Source organism: Mycobacterium sp. E3305 (assembly GCF_001666785.1).
Taxonomy (GTDB): domain Bacteria; phylum Actinomycetota; class Actinomycetes; order Mycobacteriales; family Mycobacteriaceae; genus Mycobacterium.
In genome coordinates this window covers 1-20191 of record NZ_LZJA01000061.1, presented here as the reverse complement: position 1 = coordinate 20191, position 20191 = coordinate 1, and the positions used below count along the sequence as shown (strand labels likewise).

The 20191-nt window shown below is 69.0% G+C and carries 21 protein-coding genes and 1 pseudogene; 9 read left to right on the top strand and 13 right to left on the bottom strand.

Features of this window, described 5'->3' with window-relative positions; all coding sequences use genetic code 11:
- The first annotated feature begins 250 nt into the window (after positions 1–250).
- A complete protein-coding gene (locus A5701_RS06245; protein WP_067749888.1) occupies positions 251–1480 on the top strand; it encodes a permease in 1230 nt (409 codons plus the stop codon).
- A gap of 78 nt (positions 1481–1558) precedes the next feature.
- A complete protein-coding gene (locus tag A5701_RS06240) occupies positions 1559–2248 on the top strand; it encodes a flavodoxin (RefSeq protein WP_067749886.1) in 690 nt (229 codons plus the stop codon).
- Position 2249: 1 nt separating this feature from the next.
- On the opposite strand, the gene A5701_RS06235 is transcribed toward A5701_RS06240, so the two are convergent.
- From A5701_RS06235 to A5701_RS06210, 6 genes are all read right to left on the bottom strand, one after another.
- Positions 2250–3503, bottom strand: a complete 1254-nt coding sequence (locus tag A5701_RS06235) for a trans-acting enoyl reductase family protein (protein WP_067749884.1) — start codon at positions 3501–3503, stop codon at positions 2250–2252.
- Positions 3504–3683: 180 nt separating this feature from the next.
- A complete protein-coding gene (coaD, locus tag A5701_RS06230) occupies positions 3684–4166 on the bottom strand; it encodes a pantetheine-phosphate adenylyltransferase (protein ID WP_067749883.1) in 483 nt (160 codons plus the stop codon).
- A 77-nt stretch (positions 4167–4243) separates the two neighbouring features.
- Positions 4244–4798, bottom strand: a complete 555-nt coding sequence (gene rsmD / locus A5701_RS06225; RefSeq protein WP_067749881.1) for a 16S rRNA (guanine(966)-N(2))-methyltransferase RsmD — start codon at positions 4796–4798, stop codon at positions 4244–4246.
- Between the two features lie 10 nt (positions 4799–4808).
- Complete coding sequence (locus A5701_RS06220; RefSeq protein WP_067749879.1) at positions 4809–5432, bottom strand: vitamin K epoxide reductase family protein; 624 nt, start codon at positions 5430–5432, stop codon at positions 4809–4811.
- A 7-nt stretch (positions 5433–5439) separates the two neighbouring features.
- On the bottom strand, positions 5440–6198 hold the full coding sequence (locus tag A5701_RS06215) for a DsbA family protein (RefSeq protein ID WP_067749877.1): 759 nt from the start codon (positions 6196–6198) through the stop codon (positions 5440–5442).
- Positions 6199–6273: 75 nt separating this feature from the next.
- The gene (locus tag A5701_RS06210) at positions 6274–7389 is read right to left on the bottom strand and encodes an alpha/beta hydrolase (RefSeq protein WP_067749875.1); all 1116 of its coding nucleotides are present in this window, start codon (positions 7387–7389) and stop codon (positions 6274–6276) included.
- Between the two features lie 226 nt (positions 7390–7615).
- On the opposite strand from A5701_RS06210, the pseudogene A5701_RS28480 reads away from it, so the two are divergent.
- Positions 7616–7822: pseudogene (locus A5701_RS28480) on the top strand (oxidoreductase); the annotation flags it as partial.
- A gap of 6 nt (positions 7823–7828) precedes the next feature.
- Positions 7829–8674: an aldo/keto reductase gene (locus A5701_RS06205; RefSeq protein WP_156669945.1), complete on the top strand. Its 846-nt coding sequence runs from the start codon at positions 7829–7831 to the stop codon at positions 8672–8674.
- 1 nt (position 8675) lies between these two features.
- On the opposite strand, the gene A5701_RS06200 is transcribed toward A5701_RS06205, so the two are convergent.
- Genes A5701_RS06200 through A5701_RS06190 form a run of 3 tightly spaced genes read right to left on the bottom strand, consistent with a single transcriptional unit; the run spans position 8676 to position 13346 of the window.
- Entirely contained in the window at positions 8676–9389 is a 714-nt protein-coding gene (locus tag A5701_RS06200) for an HNH endonuclease family protein (RefSeq protein WP_067749872.1), read from the bottom strand.
- 46 nt (positions 9390–9435) lie between these two features.
- Positions 9436–11655, bottom strand: a complete 2220-nt coding sequence (gene recG, locus A5701_RS06195; RefSeq protein ID WP_067749871.1) for an ATP-dependent DNA helicase RecG — start codon at positions 11653–11655, stop codon at positions 9436–9438.
- 2 nt (positions 11656–11657) lie between these two features.
- On the bottom strand, positions 11658–13346 hold the full coding sequence (locus A5701_RS06190) for a DAK2 domain-containing protein (protein ID WP_067749908.1): 1689 nt from the start codon (positions 13344–13346) through the stop codon (positions 11658–11660).
- A gap of 261 nt (positions 13347–13607) precedes the next feature.
- On the opposite strand from A5701_RS06190, the gene rpmB reads away from it, so the two are divergent.
- On the top strand, positions 13608–13802 hold the full coding sequence (gene rpmB, locus A5701_RS06185; RefSeq protein ID WP_067749870.1) for a 50S ribosomal protein L28: 195 nt from the start codon (positions 13608–13610) through the stop codon (positions 13800–13802).
- A gap of 11 nt (positions 13803–13813) precedes the next feature.
- On the opposite strand, the gene A5701_RS06180 is transcribed toward rpmB, so the two are convergent.
- Positions 13814–14635, bottom strand: a complete 822-nt coding sequence (locus A5701_RS06180; RefSeq protein ID WP_067749868.1) for a mycofactocin-coupled SDR family oxidoreductase — start codon at positions 14633–14635, stop codon at positions 13814–13816.
- 2 nt (positions 14636–14637) lie between these two features.
- On the bottom strand, positions 14638–15537 hold the full coding sequence (locus A5701_RS06175; protein ID WP_067749904.1) for an SDR family NAD(P)-dependent oxidoreductase: 900 nt from the start codon (positions 15535–15537) through the stop codon (positions 14638–14640).
- 96 nt (positions 15538–15633) lie between these two features.
- Here A5701_RS06175 and A5701_RS06170 point away from each other — a divergent pair, with 96 nt between their 5' ends.
- From A5701_RS06170 to A5701_RS06155, 4 genes are read left to right on the top strand one after another with little or no spacing between them, the layout of a single operon-like run.
- Positions 15634–16077, top strand: a complete 444-nt coding sequence (locus A5701_RS06170) for a nuclear transport factor 2 family protein (RefSeq protein ID WP_067749867.1) — start codon at positions 15634–15636, stop codon at positions 16075–16077.
- Positions 16078–16123: 46 nt separating this feature from the next.
- Positions 16124–17278 carry a sulfotransferase gene (locus tag A5701_RS06165; RefSeq protein WP_067749902.1) on the top strand — a complete coding sequence of 385 codons (1155 nt, stop codon included), beginning with the start codon at positions 16124–16126 and terminating at the stop codon, positions 17276–17278.
- Positions 17271–18515 carry a hypothetical protein gene (locus A5701_RS06160; protein ID WP_067749866.1) on the top strand — a complete coding sequence of 415 codons (1245 nt, stop codon included), beginning with the start codon at positions 17271–17273 and terminating at the stop codon, positions 18513–18515. The genes A5701_RS06165 and A5701_RS06160 overlap by 8 nt, the downstream gene beginning before the upstream one ends.
- Position 18516: 1 nt before the next feature.
- Positions 18517–19344 carry an oxidoreductase gene (locus A5701_RS06155; protein ID WP_067749864.1) on the top strand — a complete coding sequence of 276 codons (828 nt, stop codon included), beginning with the start codon at positions 18517–18519 and terminating at the stop codon, positions 19342–19344.
- 28 nt (positions 19345–19372) lie between these two features.
- On the opposite strand, the gene A5701_RS06150 is transcribed toward A5701_RS06155, so the two are convergent.
- The gene (locus A5701_RS06150) at positions 19373–20023 is read right to left on the bottom strand and encodes a nitroreductase (RefSeq protein WP_067749862.1); all 651 of its coding nucleotides are present in this window, start codon (positions 20021–20023) and stop codon (positions 19373–19375) included.
- Positions 20024–20104: 81 nt separating this feature from the next.
- On the bottom strand, positions 20105–20191 hold an 87-nt coding region (locus tag A5701_RS28760), incomplete at its 5' end, for a hypothetical protein (RefSeq protein WP_231972772.1).

Sequence of the window (20191 nt, the reverse complement as noted above, 5' to 3'; positions counted from 1 at the left end):
GCTGCGAGTATCACCGGCATCAGTGCAATTGAGAGGGCGCAGCGCAGCGTCGCTCGCGCCCCCCAACCCGAGCGGGTTTCGACGCGGAACCCAACGAAGCGCCAAGCTTAGACGCTCGAAGCAATCGGGGTGGGTCGAATAGGGGATTTCGGCCGGTGCCGCCCCGTCGCGAGCCGGTGACCTGGTGTTTTCGGCCGCACCCGGGGGCCGGTCGCCCGGTTGCGAAATACCCCCTTGGGGTATAGCGTGCATGGGAGTATCCGAGCCACGAAGCGGGGATCAAGTGACACACACGGCGCTGGGGGCGGTCGGGCACGCGTTGGCGGTTGCCGGGTCGATGACGTGGGAAATTCTGTGGGCGCTGATCCTGGGCTTCGCCCTGTCGGCGGTGGTGCAGGCGGTGGTACGGCGCTCGACCATCGTCTCGCTGTTGGGCGACGACCGGCCGCGCACGCTGGCCGTGGCCGCGGGGCTGGGTGCGGCCTCGTCGTCCTGCTCCTACGCCGCGGTCGCCTTGGCCCGCTCGCTGTTTCGCAAAGGCGCCAGCTTCACCGCCGCCATGGCCTTCGAGATCGGGTCGACCAACCTGGTCGTCGAGTTGGGCATCATCCTGGCCCTGCTGATGGGCTGGCAGTTCACCGCCGCGGAGTTCGTCGGCGGGCCGCTGATGATCGTGGTGCTGGCGGTGTTGTTCCGGTTGTTCGTGCGGTCACGCCTGATCGACGCCGCCCGCGCGCAGGCCGAGCGGGGCATCGCCGGATCGATGGAGGGCCACGCCGCCATGGACATGTCGATCCAGCGGCAGGGTTCGTTCTGGCGACGACTCTTCTCCGGAGAGGGCTTCACCTCGGTTTCGCACGTGTTCGTGATGGAGTGGCTGGCGATCCTGCGGGATCTGGTTCTGGGCCTGTTGATCGCCGGCGCGATCGCGGCGTGGGTGCCCGCAGCGTTCTGGCGCGGCTTCTTTCTGGCCGACGACCCGGGCCTGTCGGCGCTATGGGGACCGATCGTGGGACCGGTCGTGGCGATCGTCTCCTTCGTCTGCTCGATCGGCAATGTGCCGCTGGCCGCGGTCCTGTGGAACGGCGGCATCAGCTTCGGCGGGGTCATCGCGTTCATCTACGCCGACCTGCTCATCCTGCCGATCCTGAACATCTACCGTAAGTACTACGGCACCAAGATGATGCTGACCCTGCTGGGCACGTTCTACGCCTCGATGGTGGCGGCCGGCTATCTGGTCGAATTGCTCTTCGGCGCAACCAAACTCATTCCCACCCAGCGGAACGCGACCGTCATGGAGGCGGCCATCTCGTGGAACTACACGACGTGGCTCAACATCGCCTTCCTGGCCGTCGCGGCGGTGCTGGCCATCCGGTTCGTCACCTCCGGCGGCATGCCCATGCTGCGGATGATGGGCGGTTCCCCCGATGCCGAGCATGAGCACGACTGCCACCACGACCACGGCCAGCAACCTCACTAGCCCGATTGCCCAGAACCGCATCCACCGGCGATGATGCTCCGAAGCGATCGGCAACGGTCGAGAAGGAGTGGCTGAAAGATGACGGACATGTCGGCCGATCACGGCCCCCGGCCCCGCGTCCTGCTCCTCTACTACACGTTCACCGGGCAGGTGCTCGCCGTGCTCGAAACCGCGGGTGAGGTGTTCAGCGAACGGGGGTGGGAGGTGCACCGCGCCGCGATCACCTTCACCGATCAACGGTATTCGCAGCGGTTCAGCGTCTTTCCGTTGCGGCACGCGGCGCTCGACCTCCTGAGCGTGCTGCCCGCCCAGCTGCGGCGGGCGACGGGTGAGATCGAAACCCCGGACGAGGTGCGAAACGCCGCCTACGACCTGATCTGCATCGGTTCCTCGACATGGTGGTTCACCATGAACATGCCGATGCGAACCTTCCTGAAGTCAGACGAGGCGCGAAAGCTGCTCGCCGGCAAGCCCTTCGCGGCGTTCGCCGTCTGCCGTCGCTATTGGCGCGGCAATTTCGCGGCGGTCCGCAGGCTGGGCGAGAAGCAGGGCGGTCGCTACCTGGGCGGGGTCCATTTCGAGTACCTGGGCGGCCAGATCGCCTCCGGACTCTCGCTGATGAGCTACCTGCGGTCGGGCCGATACCGGGATCGGTATTTCGGGTTGCGCATTCCGGCGACCAATATCCAGCCGCACCAGCTGGAGCAGACCCGGATCTTCGCCCGCTCGCTCGCCGATCGACTGGCCGCCCGCAGCGCGGCGTCCTGACTCAGTTCAGCCGGATGGTGTGCATGGACACCCCGGCGGCCGGCAGCCGCGCCAGCAGCGCATCGCCCATCGCCGCCGCCGGGGTGAGCACTCCCGTCAGGTCGCTGAGTCGATCACGGTCGAGCGCCAGCGCAAGACCGCTCTCGCCGAGGAGGACTCCGGTCGCGTCGTACGCGTCGCGCTGCTGCGCGAAGGTGCCCAGGTAGCGGGCGCCGGAGGCCGTCGTCGTGTAGGTCTCGACCACGTAGTGGCCGCGCTCCCGCATCGCCTCGCCGGGCCCGGTGCCCGGCTTCGCGAGGGGCGCCAGCCACCGCCGCGGCACCCGCCTGAAGTGCCTGGTGCCGACCGCCCACCCGGCCGCCAGCGCGCCCGCGACGGCCGCGGAAGCGACCGGCGCCGCGAACGACCTGCCGAGGCTCATGGTCTCCGAGTAACGGAATCGCCTGCCGTAGGCCCAGTGCTGTAATGCGTTGCTGCGCCGAACTATTCGCGTGTTGTGGGGCCCCCAGACGAGCGGGCCCAGCCAGAAGCCGGCGAGCTCGGGCGCGATCCGGCCGCCCGCGCGCCACGGGAAGTCCCGTTGCCTGCCGAGATCGGGTTCGGCCCTTCGGTCTGTGGTCAGTGTGTACGGGTCGTTCATCAGGCGACGGGCTTGCGGGTCGCCGGACGCCGTGCGCATGGATTCGAATTCCGAGGCGACCGTGCCCCCGGAACCGCCGCCCTGGAAGAAGGAGCGAAACACGAAGGTGGTGTCGCAGAGTTCCCCGGCGCCGTCGCGGGCCGCCCGCCGATACAGCTGATAGACGTTGAGATCCGAAGGCATGGAGGCGAATCCGCACGAGACCACGATCCGCGCGCCGGTTTCGACGGCCTGCTGGTGGTATCGGTCGATGCTGTCGCGGACGAACATCACCTCCCCGGTGAGGTCGGCGTAGTCCGTCCCGGCCTTGACGCAGGCCGCCACCACCGGCAGTCCGTAATTGGTGTACGGACCGACCGTCGTCAGCACCACCCGGGCGCGGGCCGCCATGGCGTCCAGTGTCGACGGGTCCGACACGTCCGCCACGATCAGCGGCCAATCCCGTGCGGCCGGGCCGAGCGCGCCGCGGGTCGCCGCCAGCCGGTCCCGGGAGCGCCCGGCCAGCGCGACGCGGGCCGCACCGGCCGCGCCGGCCAGGTAGCGGGCCGTCAACCCGCCGGAAAATCCCGTGGCGCCGTACACGACGATGTCGAAGTCGCGCTCGGTTGGGCTCATCGCCGGATCTCCTCACCCGCTCCTCGGCGAAGAGCGGTTCAGCGACCGTATCTCGTCACCCGACGGGCGTGGGTCGCGTCCGGGAAAATCGGATCCGGTGTGAGCCGACGGGTCCCGGGACCCGCCTGGCGCAAGGCATTTCATCGCGTGCGTCCGAACCGTCCGGTGCGCCGGGGCCTTTCAGGAGCGGCCGGCGAGCTTTTCGCGCAGGCGGCGGTTGACCGGTTCGGGCAGTAGCTCCGACACGTCGCCCCCGAATGTCGCGACCTCCTTGGCCAACGACGACGAGACGAACGAATACCGTGGTGTCGTCGCGACGAAAAAGGTGTCCACCCCGGCGATGTGCTTGTTCATCTGCGCCATCTGCAGCTCGTATTCGAAGTCGGTGCCGGTGCGCAGGCCCTTCACGATCGCGGTCATCCCCCGCGACCTGACGAAGTCGACCACCAGACCCTGTCCGGCCTCGACGCGCAGGTTGGGCAGATGGGTGGTCGACTCGTTGATCATGGCGATCCGCTCGTCGAGGTCGAACATGCCCTTCTTCGCGGGGTTGGTCAGGATCGCCACCACCACCTCGTCGAACTGGGCCGAGGCGCGTTCGAAGACGTCGATGTGCCCCAACGTCACCGGGTCGAACGAGCCCGGGCATACCGCGCCACTCATGACGCGCGCCGGCGACGATGCAGAACAACGAGATGAGAAGGAGCGGCGCACATGACGAAAGACGCTACACGCCGGCCTCACGGCCGCTCGGCCATCTCCAACCGGGTGTCGCCGTACACGCGTGGCGGCCGCACGGACCAGCCGGCCGGCCAGGTCAACGGCGTACCGCTGGCCGCGCGCTCCACCATCGCCACGGTTCCGGAGTGCGCCCAACCGTGGGCGACCAGGGCGGCCAACACGGCCTCCACCTCGGCGGCCGCCACGTCGTAGGGCGGGTCCGCCAGGACGAGGTCGACGGGGTTCGCGGCTCCGGCGGCCAGGACGGCGGCGACCGCGCCGCGGCGCACCGTCGCGCCCGCCAAACCCAGGGCGTCGATATTGCGCGCGATGACGGCCGCGCTGCGCTGATCGGACTCCACGAACAGAGCCGAGGCCGCCCCCCGCGACAGCGCCTCCAATCCCAATGCGCCCGAACCGGCGTAGAGATCCAGCACCGCCGCGTCCGTCAGGTCTTTTCGCGCGGTCAGGATGTTGAAGAGCGATTCACGCACCCGGTCGGTGGTCGGCCTGGTCCCGCGCGGCGGGACGGCGATGCGCCGGCCGCCGGCCACGCCGCCGATGATGCGGGTCACGTGCCCACGCCTACAGCAGCGTCGACCAGTAGTCCCAGAACCGCGCCATGATCAGCAGGAACACCGCGGTGAACCACAGCGCGACGATGGACCACCGCCACTGGTACAGCACCCAGCCCACACCGCGTCCGCGGCGCTGCAGCGCCGGGCGCCACACGATCGACGCGACGACGACCAGCAGCGTGACGGTGGCCGCCCAGACGACCATGCAGTACGGGCACAACGCGCCGATCGTGTAGAGGCTCTCGTAGATCAACCAGTGCACGAACGCCGCGCCGGCGAGCAGCCCGATCGTCAACCCGATCCAATACCATTGCGGCAACGACACTTTCGTCACCGCCAGCAGCCCGGTGACGACCACCACGGTGAAGGCCACCAGGCCGAGCAGCGGGTTGGGAAAACCCAGCACCGACGCCTGCGGGGTGACCATCACCGAGCCGCACGACAGGATCGGGTTGAAATTGCACGACGGCACATACGCCGGGTTGAGCAGGAGGTCGATCTTCTCCACGGTCAGCGTTGCGGAGGCGGCCAGGCCGATCACGCCGGCGATCAGCACCCACCACGCGCTGGCCGCCGGTACGCGCGCTTCCTGAGGCGATTCCGCTGTCAGGTCGGCGGTTTGGGTCGACACCGGGTGATCAGGCGGCCGGAGGGGCGGTGGCGCCGTCGATGCCCGGCACGTCGCCCACGATGCTCTTGATCTTGGCCACCAGAGCGTCCGGTGTGGACGGGTCGTAGTCGTCGCCGTTGATCTTGATGGTCGGCGTGGCGTTGATCTTCGCGGCCGACGCCTCGCCGGTGACCTTGGCGATGTACTTGCCGCTGTTGATGCAGTCGGGCACCTTGCCCACGACGCCGGCCTCGCGGGCGAGCTCGATCAGCCGGGCGTTGTCGGGGAAGCTGGTGCCGCGTTCGCTGGGCTGCAGGTCGGTGGTGTACAGCGCGGTGTGGAATCGGCGGAACGCGTCGATCGACTCGTCGGCCACGCACAGGGCCGCGGCCCCCGCCCGCGACGAGTAGTTCTGGTTCCTGGCGTTGTCCAGGATCGACACCATGGAGTAGTCGGCCGCGATGGCGCCGACGTCGATCAGCCTGGACACCGTCGGACCGAAGGTCCGCTCGAAGTTGCCGCAGGCCGGGCAAAGGAAGTCCTCGTAGAACGTCACCACGGCCTTGGGGTTGTTGGTCCCGGGCTGGGTGACCAGCTTGCTGGAGGTCACCCGCACGGTGTCGCCCGCGCCGATGGCGGCGGTCTTCTTGTGGTGCGTGACCACGATGTAGGAGACCAGCGCGACCAGGAAGATGACGACGACGGCGGTCCCGCCGATCTGCACGAGTCGGCCCGATTTACCGTCGGCCGCCTTCATGTCAAAGCGCGGTTTGGATTTGTCGGCCACAGTTGCGCGATCCTTCGGTAATCGGGTGGTCGTTCGTGGGCGCCTCTAGATTACCGGCGCCGACGGCGCAACAGATCAGACCCGGCTCAGGTGGGCCCGCAGAGCCGAGATCAACTCCGTGGTCGCGGCGGCGCTGCCGCCGCCGAGCTGGAACAAGTTGACGAAGCCGTGCGTCAGCGACCCCATGCACCGCAGATCGACCGCGGTCCCGGCCGCCCGCAGCGCCTCCGCGTAGCTCTCGCCCTCGTCGCGCAGCGGATCGAACCCGGCGACCGCGATCAGGGCCGGTGCCAGCCCGGCCAGCGACTCGGCCAGCAGCGGGGATACCCGGGGATCCGCCCGGTCGACGCCCGAGCCGCGCAGGTACTGGGACTCGAACCAGTCGATGTCGCGTTTGGTCAGCAGGAAGCGGCGGGCGAACAGGCCCAGGGAACGGGTCTGCGAGGTGAAATCGGTCCGCGGGTAGATCAGCCACTGCAACACCGGGGCGGGGGCACCCTCGTCGCGCGCCTGTTGGCAGACGACGGCCGCCAGGTTGCCGCCCGCGCTGTCCCCGCCGACCGCGACCCGGCCGGGCGCGGCGCCGAGTTCCTCGGCGTGGTCGTACGCCCATCTGAAAGCCGCGTAGGCGTCCTCGACTGCCGCCGGGGCCGGGTGCTCGGGGGCCAGCCGGTAGTCGATGGACAACACGTGGATGCCGGCGTCGCGGCACGTCAACCGGCACAGCGCGTCATAGGAGTCCAGGTCGCCGATCGACCACCCACCGCCGTGGTAGAAGACCAGCATCGGCGCGGAGGCGCCGTTGGCGGGACGGTAGTGCCGCGCCGGGATCTCACCCGCGGGTCCGGGCAGCGTCAGGTCACGGACGTCGACGTGGATCTGCGGCCCGGGAAGCTCCAGCAACATCTGCCGTAACTGAGCGCGGGACGCGGCCGCGTCGTCGTCGACCACCAGGCCGTCGATGCCGACGGCGCGCAGGCCGGAGAGCATCAGCTGAAGCGTGGCGTCCAGCGTGTTGCCGTCGATGGTCACCGAGCGGCCGCCGAACAGCGCGCGCTTGGCGGGGGTCGGGATCCACGGGATGACCTTGACACCGATCGTGGAGACGGCGCCCTGCATGCGACTGGTCAGGCGCATGGGCGCGTGTTTGACGCCGAGATGGAGGTCCGGCGCGGGCACGCTCTTGGTCATGGGCACTCCCTGTACATAACGTGGCGACGCTCGACGACGGACGATTTTTCGTTCCGCACCGTCTCGGACTCTTCCGGTGTTCGGCGGCCACCGAGCGGGTGCGGTCGGTGGCCGCGCTGCGCGTCCGGGTACCGGCTGGACGGGTGGCCCGCTCCGGTGAGCCGTGTGCCAACTCTACGTGGTGACGAATATCCCAAAAAGAAGACGGGGGTCCAGACCACCGCGGCCCGGCCCGGTGTCGCTGAGGTGGTATTTTCCAGCTCGGTAATATCGTGATCCCCAAGCCGGTAATCGCCTCACGGATTGCGAGCAGCTTCGACGTGTTCGATTTCGAACTCAGCGCCTGGAATTCAGCGCCGATGGAATGGCGTCGATCTCCTCGCTTGATGGCGCCCGGTTGGGCCCACGAAACTTCAATTCCACAGGCAGGTGAATGACATTGGCTGGCGAGTCGGGCGCTGCCGTGCCCTCGATAGCTCTTAATGACGAAAACACGATGCCGGTGCTGGGCTTGGGCGTCGCTGACCTGTCCGAGGACGAGACGGAACGGGCGGTCTCCGCGGCGCTGGAGATGGGCTGCCGCCTGGTCGACACCGCGTCGGCCTACGGCAACGAGGCCGCCGTCGGCCGTGCCATCGCGGCCTCCGGGATCCCCCGCGCCGAGCTGTTCGTCACCACCAAGCTGGCCGCCGCCGACCATGGGTTCCTGCGGGCCGAGGAGGCCTGCAAGGAAAGCCTGGAGCGGCTCGGCCTGGAGTACGTCGACCTGTACCTGATCCATTGGCCGGTGCCGTCGCGCGGTGAGTACGTGAACTCGTTCGGCGGGCTGATCCAGTGCCGCGGGAACGGGCTGGCGCGCTCGATCGGTGTCTCGAACTTCACGGAGCAGCACGTCACCGACGTCATCGACCTGACCTTCGTCACCCCGGCGGTCAACCAGGTCGAGCTGCACCCGCTGCTGAACCAGGCCGACGTCCGCAAGACCAACGCGGAGCACAACGTTGTCACCCAGGCCTACACACCGCTGGCGCTCGGCAAGCTCACGGACAACCCGACGGTGACCTCGGTCGCCGGCGAGTACGGCAAGACGCCGGCTCAGGTGCTGCTCCGGTGGAACCTGCAGCTGGGCAACGCGGTGGTCTTCCGGTCCGCCAACCCCGAGCACATCGCCGGCAACCTCGACGTGTTCGACTTCGAGTTGGCCGCCGACCACATGGACGCGATCAACGGGCTCAACGACGGCACCCGGCTGCGCCCGGATCCCAACACCTTCGAGGGCGCCTGAGCTAACCCGCCGGGCAGGTGGCCGCCGCCTGGCGGAGCACACCGGTCGACGCCTGGTCCACCGGCAGCGCGTAGCCGCGCAGCACGGCGATGAACTGCATTGCGTACTGGCAGGCGAACGCCGCGTTCGGCGGCATCCACTGCGCCGGCGAGGCGTCGCCCTTGTCCTGATTGGCCTGCCCGTCGACGGCCAGCAGGTTGGCCGGATCGTTGGCGAACCGCAGCCGCTCCCCGTCCGGCCAGTTGTAGGCGCCCATGTCCCAGGCGTAGGCCAGCGGGACGATGTGATCGATCTGCACCGCCTCGCCGACCTTGGCGCCCCGCTGGAAGGCGATCGTCTTGTTGGTGTACGGGTCGTGCAGGGTGCCGGTGGCCACCGCGTCCGGACACCGCTTGGTCGACACATAGGTCTTGTCCACGAGGTCGCGGTTGAGGATGTCGTCGCGGGTGTCGCAGCCGTTGTGGCCCAGCGGGGCGTCGTTGTCGTCGTCCCACGCGTCGCCGAACGCCGCCCTGCGGTAGTCGTACCGGTGCGCCCGCAGCGGCAGCACCGCGATACCCGCGAGCACGTCGGCGCCCGGTTGCACGGTCGGAACGTCGGCGCGCGCGGCGTATTCGTCCGCGTGCCTGGCCGTCGAGGATCCGACCGTCTGGTAGGCCACCAGCAGGGCGAGCGCCGCGGCCGCGGACAACCACAGCAGCACTTTGCGGTTCACAAGCGCCGCTCCTCCTCATCGCTTCGCTCTGCATCGTCGCCGGCGGTCACGACTTGTCCAGGTATTCGATCCGGTCGGTGGTGACGAAAGGCGCTGCCAGCAAGGCCAATTCGGGGCTGCACGGATTTTCGTCGTAGCTTCGGACGCAGAAGTCCCGCGCGGCCTCGATGACGTCGCGGTGGTCGGCCAGCGAGAGCAGGCGCAGGTTGATCGCACGACCGGACTGATTGCGGCCCAAGACGTCTCCTTCCCGGCGTTCCTTGAGGTCGAGGTCGGCGAGCGCAAACCCGTCCTGGGTCGCGGCCACGGCCGAGAGCCGCCGGCCCGCGGGCGACCCCGGCGAGACCCAGGTGGCGAGCAGGCACAGACTCGGGTGCCGGCCGCGGCCGATGCGGCCGCGCAGCTGATGCAGCTGGCTGATGCCGAACCGGTCGGCATCCATCACCAGCATCACCGTGGCGTTGGGGACGTCCACGCCCACTTCGATCACCGTGGTGCACACCAGCACATCGGTCTCACCGGCGCGAAACGCCGCCATCGCGGCGTCCTTCTCCTCGGCGGACAGCCGGCCGTGCATCAGCCCGAGGCGCAGGTTCGCCAGCTCGCGCGCACGTAGCCGCGCGTAGAGTCCCTCGGCCGTCTCCGACGGTCTCGCGTCCTGCTCCTGCTTCTCCGGCTCGTCGGTCTCGTCGATCCGGGGCGCCACCACATAGGCCTGCCGGCCGGCGGCGACCTCCTCGGTGATGCGCCGCCAGGCGCGGTCGAGCCACGCGGGCTTGTCCCTGACGAAGATCACGTTGCTGGTGATCGGCTGGCGTCCGCGCGGAAGTTCGCGCAGCGTCGAGGTTTCCAGGTCGCCGTAGACGGTCAATGCGACCGTGCGCGGTATCGGCGTCGCCGTCATCACCAGCAGGTGCGGGGTCACACCGGGACGGGCCTTGGCCCGCAACTGGTCTCGCTGTTCGACCCCGAACCGGTGTTGCTCGTCGACAACCACCATGCCCAGGTTGTGGAATTCCACCGCGTCCTGCAACAGCGCATGAGTGCCCACGACGATCCCGGCCTGGCCGCTCGCCACCTCGTCGCGGACTTGCTTCTTCTGCGCCGCGGTCATCGAACCGGTGAGCAGGGCCACCCGCGTTGCGTTGTCCGCGCCACCGAGCTGGCCAGCCATCGCCAGCGGGCCCAGCACGTCATTGATGGACCTAAGATGTTGGGCCGCAAGGACTTCCGTCGGCGCCAGCAGCGCACACTGGTAACCGGCGTCCACCAGTTGCAGCATCGCCAGCACCGCGATGATCGTCTTGCCCGAGCCGACCTCGCCCTGCAGCAGGCGGTTCATCGGCCGGGTTGCCGAGAGTTCCCCGGCGAACACGTCGAGCACCTCGCGCTGCCCGGCGGTCAGCTCGAACGGCAAGCGCCCCAGCAGTTCCGCGGACAGGCCGTCGGGGCGCGGCGGCGCCGGGGGTCCCGATTCCGACAGCTCGCTGTGCCGCCGGGTGACCAGCGCCCACTGCAGCCCCACGGCCTCGTCGAACGTCAGCCGCTCCCGCGCCCGCCGCCGCGCCGAGGAGTCTTCGGCCAGGTGGATGTCGCGCAACGCGCGGTCCTCGGAGACCAGGCCGTGGCGGCTGCACAGGTCCGCGGGCAGCGGGTCGTCGACCGGGTCCAGGACGTCGAGTACCTGGCGCACGCACCTGAAGATGTCCCAGCTCTGCACCTTCGTGGTCGCCGGATAGATCGGGAAGAAGGCGCGCTCGAACGCCGCCATCTGCACCTCGCCGGTGGTGGCCTGGGAGGCGATCGCGATGTTCTTCAGCGAGCTGGTGCCACGGTTCTTGCCGTCCGGGGAATCGAGGATGAGGAAGGCCGGGTGCGTCAGTTGCATGACGTTCTTGAAGAACCCGACCTCCCCGGACAGCATCACCTTGGTGCCCTCGGTCAGGTCCTTCTTCAGATAGTTCGCGTTGAAGAACGTGGCGGTCACCTTGTTGCGGCCGGCGCCGAGGGTGATCCGGTGGCAGACCTTCTTCGGGGTCTTCTTCATCGGCCAGGTCTTGGTCTCGGTGATCGTGTCGACGATGGTGATGTGCTCGCCGGCCGGTGGGCGCTGGTCGTCGGCGTCCCACCGGGTCGCGCCCTCGGTGTAGCTGCGCGGGTAGTGGCGCAACAGATCGTCGACGGTGCGGATGCCCAACTCCTCGTCGAGCTGATCGGCGGCCTTGGCGCCCACCACGAAGTCCAGCCGGTCGGCCAGCGACGCCACGGCTACTCGACCCCGATCAACAGCGCGTCACCGCGGTGGCCGGTGCGGTAGGTGACCAGCTCGGTGCCCGGGTGGTGATCGTGCATGTGCTTCTGCAGGATGCCGCTCACGGCCGCGACGTCCTCTTCCGATTCGATGGCGGCGCCGACCAGCACCGTCACCAGGTCCCCGCCGGACGCCAGCAACAGATCAAGCAGGCCGATGGCCGCCCCGATCGCGTCGGCCGCCACGATCAGCACCTCGTCGCCCGCGATGCCCAGCCCGTCCCCCGGCTGGCAGCGGCCGGCCCAGGTCAACGCGCTTTCGGTCGCGATGCGCACGGACGCGTGCCGGGCCGCACCGGCGGCGCGGGCCATGGTGTAGCCGTCGTCCACCGCCTGCCGGCCGGTTTCGTGCACGGCCAGCGCTGCCAGCCCCTGCACCATCGACGCCGTCGGGATCGGCACGACGTCGATCCCCCAGCCGATCGCCGCGGTGCATCCGGCCACCAGCTCCTCGGCGGGCACGTATCCGTTGGGCAGCACCATCACCTGCGCGGCGCCGGTGTCGATGACCGCGCGCATCAGCTGGTGCGCGCTGATGTTCTCCTCGTCGCCGGCGGCCGGATGGCGCCGCAGCACGCACGCGCCCTCCCCACCGAACAGCTCGGCGGCACCCTCGCCGTCGACGACGGCCAGCACCGCCCGCTCCCGCGTCCAGCCGCCGACCGGCAGTCCGGCGGCGCCCGAGCTCAGCGCCGAAATCACGATGCGGCTCAGCCGCCCCGCCGCGAGCCCCGCCTCGACCGCGGCGCCGGCGTCGTCGGTATGCACATGGACCGAGTACGTGCGCTCGGCCGACGACGTCGCGGCCGCGATGCCCACGGAATCGCCCAGCTCCCCGAGCCGGTCCCGCAGCGCGTCCGCGGCGGCCGCATCGCAGCCGTCCAAGCGGTACATCACCTCGAATTGCGGCGCGGGGCGTTCGGCGGCGGCGTCCGGTTGCGGCGCCCGCGGTGACAGCTCGTACACGGTTCGGGCGGGCGCCTGACCGGTGACGGTGGTGCGCAGGGCGTCGAGCAGGACGAGCAGGCCCCGGCCGCCGGCGTCCACGGCGCCGGCGTCGGCGAGCACGTCGAGCTGTTCGGTCGTCTTCTCCAGCGCGACGACCGCGGCGTCGCCGGCGGCGATGATCGCCGGGGTGAGGCCGTCCCCGGCCTGGGCGCACTCCCCGACGGCGTCGGCCGCTGACCGCAGCACGGAGACGATGGTCCCCGGGATCTCCTCCCCGCCCATCGAGGCGATGACCAGGTCCACGCCGCGCCGCAACGACGCCCCCAGCAGGGCGGCATCGATGTGCGGCAGCTCACCGCCGGAATCGGCGGCCGCGACGGCGGTGACGTCGGCGATTCCGCGCAGAATCTGCGACAGGATCACCCCGGAATTTCCGCGCGCGCCGTTCAGGGCGCCGGCCGACATCGCGGCGGCGGCCCGGGCGACGCAGGCCGAGCCGCCCTCGGAATTCACGCCGGCGTTCGCCTCGGCCAGCGCCGAACGCATCGTGAACAGCATGTTGGCGCCGGTATCGGAGTCGGCGACCGGAAAGACGTTAAGCCGGTTGATCTCGTCGATGTGGGTGATGAGGTCACTGACGGCGGTGTGCGCCCAATCCCGTAGGGCGATCGCGTCGAGCAGACGTTCCGACGTTCCCAGTGTCAGCCACCTCCTCCACAACCCGCCCCCCGGTGGGCGCCAGCGTAGCCCGGCGACTCGGGCGACGGCCGCCCGTGACCACCACCCCGCGGGCGGGTCGATCCGACCCATTGAGCCTAGCCAGACGGGGCGACAGTGGTGGCGATCGTTTTGGTGGTTGCCACCGGAGTCGGTATCCTGGTTGGGCCCGGGTCAGCCGGGCTTTCCCGGCCCCGTGTCAGACCGCCGAGCCGGACCCCCGAGATTTGAGGAGCTTGAACAATGGCCGCTGTGTGCGACATCTGCGGGAAAGGCCCCGGCTTCGGCAAGTCGGTGTCGCACTCCCACCGCCGCACCAGCCGCCGGTGGGACCCCAACGTCCAGACCGTGCACGTTGTCACCCGCCCGGGCGGCAACAAGCAGCGCCTCAACGCCTGCACGTCGTGCATCAAGGCCGGCAAGGTCGTTCGGGGCTAGCCCGTTCGCGGCTACATCACCACGTGCCCGGCGTCGACGGGTATCGACACGCCCGTCACGTAGCGGGCGCGGGGACCGACCAGCCACAGCACCGCTTCGGTCACGTCCTGCGCTTCGACCAGCGGCACGTCGGGCAGCAACATCTGCGAGACGGCCGGGTTCGGATTCTCCAGCATCCGGTTGACGACGAAGTCATTGAGGATCATCGGGGTCATGACGCCGCTCGGGTGCACCGAGTTGACCCGGATCTTGTGTGGCGCGTAGGCATTGGCCGCTGACCGCATCAACCCCACCACCCCGTGCTTGGACGCCGCGTAGGCGAACATCGCCGCACTGCCGTCGCCGCCCCGGCCTGTCAGCCCCTGCGACGAGCTGACCAGCACGATCGACCCGCCCTGCCCCTTGCGGATGATCGAGGGCACGGTCGCCAGCAACGTGTGCCACACGCCCTTGAGGTTGGTGTCGACGATCGTGTTGAACACCGGTTCCGAGTGGGCTTCGCGGTCACCGATGGCGACCACCCCGGCGTTGGCGACGACGATGTCCACCTCCCCGACGTCGTCGATAGCGCTTTGCACCGCGGCCTCCAATTGCGCCAGGTCGCGGACGTCGGCGACGACCGGCGCCACCCGGCGGCCCGCGGCTTCGACCAGCCGGGCGGTCTCGTCGAGGTCCGATTTGGTGCCCAGCGGGTAGGGAATCGCGTCGATGTCGGTGCAGATGTCCACGGCGATGATGTCGGCGCCCTGCTCGGCGAAGGCCACCGCGTGGCTGCGGCCCTGGCCGCGCGCCGCACCGGTGATGACGGCGACCTTGTTGTCGAGTTCGCCCATGGCTACACCTCCAACTTCGTGCCGGTCTCTTGCTCGGCGAAGGCCACCAGGCGGGCGGCCGCGTCGTAATCGCACGCCACCGGCGACCGGCCGATCAGCACCGGGCCGCCGCGCAGCCCGAATCTCCCGGTGACCCCGACGTAGCTGCCGGGCGGCAACGGTTCGCTGATGCAGTACAGCGTGGGGGCCGCGCCCTCGTCGATGTCGTTGGCCAGCCGGTCGGCCACCACCTTGACCACCTTGTGGGCGGCCGCCATCAGCGGCGAGTCGCCGAGCTGCGACAGGTTCGACGCCACCCAGCCCGGATGGGTGAGCTGGGTGACCACCGGCGACCCGGCCGCACGCAGCCTGCGGTCCAGCTCGAGGCCCCAGAGCATGACCGTGAGCTTGGACTGCGCGTAGGCGCCCAGCCGGGTCCATTTGTGCCGACGCAGGTGCAGGTCGTCCAGGTGCAGCGTCGCCGACCGGTGCGCGTCGGAGCCGACGTTGATGATCTGCGAGCGCACCCTGGGCAGGAGCAGGTTGGTCAGGGCGAACGGGCCGAGCAGGTTGGTGGCCAGCGTCTTCTCGAATCCGTCGACCGTTTCGGTGCGGCGTTCGGTCAGGGCGCCGGCGTTGTTGATCAGGATGTCGACGTCGTCGTCGATCGATCTGGCGAAGGCGCGCACCGAGGCCTGGTCGGCGAGGTCGACCCTGGCCACCGCGGTCGAGCCGCCCATCGCAGAGATTTCAGTGGCGCGTTGCTCGCCCAGCTCGGTGTTGCGCACCGCCATGATCACGTGGGCGCCGGCTTTGGCCAAGGCGCGGGCGGTCCCGAGCCCGACGCCGTTGGTGGCTCCGGTCACGACGATTCGTTTGCCGGTCAGGTTGCCGAGCCGGCTCGGCGTCCAAGGTAGGGTCACGGCGATCAAGAGTAATGGTCGGTTCTATGTAAATTGGACCGGTTCTGCCACCATTGTTCGCGGAAGCGGAGGACATGGGTTCGACGGGTGGTCCACATGAGTGACAGCGCAACAGAAATCACCAACCTGATCTACACCTACGCCGAGCTTCTCGACGGTGGCGACCTGGACGGGGTCGCCCGGCTCTTCGAGCACGGCCGCATCTGCGGCGTGGAGGACGGGCCGCCGGAGACGGTGTTCGCCGGCGCCGCCCGGGTGCGCGAGATGTATGAGATGGCCACGCGCATCTACGAAGACGGCACCCCCAAGACCAAACACAACACCACCAACGTGCAGCTGCACATCGACGAGGCGGCGGGAACCGCCCGCAGCACGTCCTACTACTGCGTCACCCAGGCCACTGCCGAACTGCCGCTGCAGGTGATCGTGACGGGGCACTACAAGGACACGTTCAAGAGGGTGGACGGCGCCTGGCGGTTCGACAGCCGCACCATGTTCGTCGACCAGGTCGGCGACGTCAGCCGGCATTTGAAGTTCTGAGCGCGTGGACGCCCCGTTCGACCGTGCTTTCGACCCAGCCTCGGTCATGGCCGACGCCCAGCGCAAGGAGGCGCTCACCGACTGGGGCCCGGGCGAATTCGAAGGCCCGCTGCGGGTGTTGCTCGACGACTACGGGGCCGCCGATCTGAACCCGATCGGCGTGCACATCCTGCGCTCGGGCATCGTGCACAGCCTGCGCATGCGACTGCGCGCCCAGGAGTGGATGCGCCGTCACCCGGAGATCCTCGGCGAGCGCGTCGCCCCGCCGATCGTCGTCGTCGGGATGATGCGGAGCGGCACCACGCTGCTGCAGCGCCTGCTGGCCGCCGACCCGCGCTTCGTCTGCGCCTACGGCTGGGAGGTCGTCGAGGTCGCGCCCCGGCTGGACTATGAATTCACCGGGGTCGATCCGCGGATCGCGATCAGCGAAGGGCGCGAGGCGAAGTCGCGCGAGCTGGCGCCGGAACTGTTCGCCATCCATCCGATGTACGCGCGGGAGGCCGAGGAGGAGATCGTCTTCCTGGCCGACGCGTTCCTGTCCCATGTCCCCGAATCCGGTGCGCACCTACCCCGTTACCGATCCTGGCTCGACGCGCAGGACTTCACCCCCGCCTACGAGTATCTGCACCGCATGCTGCAGTTCGTGCAGTGGCAGAAGCGCCGGCGCGGGCTCGACGGCCGGCGTTGGGTGCTCAAATCGCCGGCCCACCTTGGCTATTTGGATTCACTGCGTGCGCAGTTCCCCGGTCTGCACATCGTGCACATGCATCGCGATCCGCGAACCACGATCGCTTCGGGGGCCAGCCTGAACGCCACCCTGCACGCGATGCACGCCGACGCCGTCGATGCGCACCGGGTCGGCGCGCAATGGCTGGAGCGGATGGGCTGGGCCAACGATCGGGCGATGGCTTCCCGCGACGGCTGGTCCGATGACGGTGACCGCGTCACCGACATCGGCTTCGACGACGCGGTCGCCGACCCGATTGGCCAGGTGGCACGCGTCTACGAAGCCGTCGGGATTCCGCTCACGGCCGAGGCCGAGGACGCGATGCGGCGCTGGCTCGACGGGCGTCCCCGCGAGGCGGCGCGGCCGCCCTATGGCTTACCGGACTACGGCCTGCGCCCAGAGCAGGTCGACGAGCGATTCACGTTGTATAACAAGCGCTTTGGGCAATATATCGGAGGAGCAGCGCATGCCTGATGACCCCGTCGCGACAGCCTCGCAGCACGAACAGGAGTTGGCCGCACTCGAGCTGATCGAGCACCCGGTCGTGAAGGCCGCCTATCGATCGGTGGCCGAGACCTGGCTGGGCCGGGCCAAGGCGTCGCAGGCGATGCGGGAGCGGTTCGACGACGCGTTCGCCGAGGTGATGTTCTCGGCGGCGGTGTGGTCGTCCAACCAGGACAAGCTGCGGCCCAAGGTCAGCTGCATCACCCGGCTGGCGCACCCCGTCGACGGCCGGCGCATCCCCGGATCACGCTGGGGCATCGACAATCCCGACAGCGTGTACCGGGTGATCCCGATCTCCGGCGACGAGCGCTACGAAATCCGCGGCCGGGTGGGCGAGCACCGGATGACCGAGAACTATTTCACGCTGTGGGACGCGCGCATGGGCACCGTCGACGTGCTCAACGGCCGCACCATGCGGGTCGATTCCGACGGCAGCTTCACCATCACCGTGGACTCCGACCCCGCGGGCGGGCGGCCCAACCACGTGCAAACCACCCCCGAGGCGCACGAGTTCTACATCCGCGACGTGCTGCTGGACTGGGGCCGGGACGACCCCAATCACCTCGAGGTGCAACGCCTTGGCGGGCCGCCGGCCGCACCGGCGCGCACGCTCGACGAGCAGGCCGAGGCCACCGCGGCGATGATGGAGTACTTCGCCAACTTCACCGGCAAGCTCAGCCATGGCGTGTACAAGATGCCAGCCAACCATTTCAACCTGGCCTGGTCGGCCGACAAGGTCGGCGCGATGCGCAACCAGGTCTACGTCATGGGTCGCTTCGACCTCGCACCCGACGAGGCGTTCGTGGTGGACCTCAACGACGGTGGGGCCGAATACTTCACGGTGCCGCTCAGCAACATCTGGGGCACGACGCTGGACATCCTCGACCGCGCCGGCAGCCTCAACAAGGCGCAATCGCTGGCCAACGAGGACGGCAGCTACACCTACGTGATCGCACCGACCGACCCCGGAGTGGCCAACTGGATCGACTCCGACGGGCTGCTCGAGGGCATTCTGACCTTGCGCATGGCCGAATTCGGTGAGACGGGTCCCCGCGAAGACCTCGGCGCACGCGGCCGGGTGGTCAAGCTGGACCGGCTCGACGCCGAGGTGCCACAACTGCCATCGGTGAGCCCGCAGGAGCGTGCGGCGCAACTCGCCGACCGGCGCACCGCGTATCTGCGGCGCCTGCCGGAAGGGTCGGCCTGAGATGGCGCGCTGGCTGATCACCGGATGCTCGACCGGCTTCGGTCGCGAAATCGCCCGGGCCGCTTTGGAAGCGGGCCACAGCGCGGTGGTGACCGCGCGCCGCGCCGACTCGGTGCGCGACTTCGCCGACGAGTTCGGTGACCGGGCGAGGGCCGTCACGCTCGACGTGACGGACCCCGAGCAGATCGCGGCGGCGGTGTCGGCGGCCGACACGGCGTTCGGCGGCATCGACGTCCTGGTCAACAACGCCGGCCACGGCTACCTGTCCGCCGTCGAGGAGGGCGAGGACGCCGAGGTTCGACAGCTGTTCGAGGTCAACTACTTCGGCGCGGTCAACATGATCAAGGCGGTGCTGCCGGCGATGCGCGCCCGTCGCTCCGGGCACATCATCAACATGTCCTCGATGACCGGCCTGGTCGCCAATCCACCGAACGCCTATTACTCGTCGACGAAGTTCGCGCTGGAGGCGATCACCGAGGCGCTCGCCACCGAGGTGCGGCCGCTGGGGATCAAGGTGACCGCCGTCGAGCCGGGCGCCTTCCGCACCGACTGGGCGACGCGATCGATGAAGGAGTCGGGTACCCCGATCGCCGATTACGTCGACGTGGCGGCGCGCAAGGACCTGATCAAGCAGTTCGCCGATCATCTTCCCGGTGATCCGAGGAAGGTTGCCGAGGCCGTGTTGATGGTGACCACGCTCGACGAGCCGCCGCTGCGGCTGCTGCTGGGCCGTGACGTGCTCAAGGCCATGCGCGACAAGCTCGCCGCGCTGTCATCGTCGATCGAAGAGTGGAAATCCGTCACCAAGGACGTGAACTTCGCGGATTAGCGGCGACTTTGGGTGTCACCAGGGGTCCTCACTCGTCGAGGAACACGGCGTGCTCGTCCACCGCGTCGCGCCCGATGCGCAACCTGTTGGCGGGGAAATCGGGGTCAGAGTAGCCGATGGACAGGCCGCACAGGATGTTCAGCTCCGGCGGAATGTTCAGCTGCTCGCGCACCACGTCGGGGTACCCGGCGATCGCCACCTGCACGCAGCTTCCCAACCCGCGCGCGGTCAGGGCGAGCAGCAAGGTCTGCAGGAACATACCCACTCCCATGCTGTCGGCGTAGCCGAGGTCGCGATGCATGCACACGATGGCACCCAGCGGGGCGCGGAAGAACTCCCAGTTGCGCAACACGGCGATACGCCGCGCCTCGCTGTCGTGGCGGGCGATGCCCATCGAGCCGTACACGTGTGCGCCGGTGTCGCTGCGGAAATGGGCGAACTCGGCAGGCAGCTGCGGTACCCGGGGCGGTTCGGCGCGGGCCTTTTCCAGCATCGCGGTCACCACCCGGTCGCGGGCGGCGCCGGCGACGAAAACCAGGTGCCATGGCTGCACATTGGAGTTCGACGGCGCGCGCATGGCCAGCTCCAGCGATTCCCGCACCAGGTGGCGCGGCACCGGGTCGGGCAGGAACAGCCGCGTCGAATGCCGCTCCCGGATGGTGTCTTCCAAGTCGTACATAGCTTCATGGTCTCAGGCCCGCGGCGATCGTGAGCGCGGCGATCGTGAGCGCGGCGAAGCCGGGCGAAACGGGTCGTTACGTCAAACGGGGTCGTCGTCGTCGGTGTCGCGGAGGAAGCGTTCGGGGTGGTGGTAGGTGTTGGTGCGGGGTTGGCCGTGGTCGAGGTG

Coding starts and splice junctions, on each gene's coding strand:
- A5701_RS06245 (WP_067749888.1), top strand. CDS start 251: ATGGGAGTATCCGAGCCACGAAGCGGGGATCAAGTGACACACACGGCG.
- A5701_RS06240 (WP_067749886.1), top strand. CDS start 1,559: ATGACGGACATGTCGGCCGATCACGGCCCCCGGCCCCGCGTCCTGCTC.
- A5701_RS06235 (WP_067749884.1), bottom strand. CDS start 3,503: ATGAGCCCAACCGAGCGCGACTTCGACATCGTCGTGTACGGCGCCACG.
- coaD (WP_067749883.1), bottom strand. CDS start 4,166: ATGAGTGGCGCGGTATGCCCGGGCTCGTTCGACCCGGTGACGTTGGGG.
- A5701_RS06210 (WP_067749875.1), bottom strand. CDS start 7,389: ATGACCAAGAGCGTGCCCGCGCCGGACCTCCATCTCGGCGTCAAACAC.
- rpmB (WP_067749870.1), top strand. CDS start 13,608: ATGGCCGCTGTGTGCGACATCTGCGGGAAAGGCCCCGGCTTCGGCAAG.
- A5701_RS06180 (WP_067749868.1), bottom strand. CDS start 14,635: ATGGGCGAACTCGACAACAAGGTCGCCGTCATCACCGGTGCGGCGCGC.
- A5701_RS06170 (WP_067749867.1), top strand. CDS start 15,634: ATGAGTGACAGCGCAACAGAAATCACCAACCTGATCTACACCTACGCC.
- A5701_RS06165 (WP_067749902.1), top strand. CDS start 16,124: ATGGCCGACGCCCAGCGCAAGGAGGCGCTCACCGACTGGGGCCCGGGC.
- A5701_RS06160 (WP_067749866.1), top strand. CDS start 17,271: ATGCCTGATGACCCCGTCGCGACAGCCTCGCAGCACGAACAGGAGTTG.
- A5701_RS06155 (WP_067749864.1), top strand. CDS start 18,517: ATGGCGCGCTGGCTGATCACCGGATGCTCGACCGGCTTCGGTCGCGAA.
- A5701_RS06150 (WP_067749862.1), bottom strand. CDS start 20,023: ATGTACGACTTGGAAGACACCATCCGGGAGCGGCATTCGACGCGGCTG.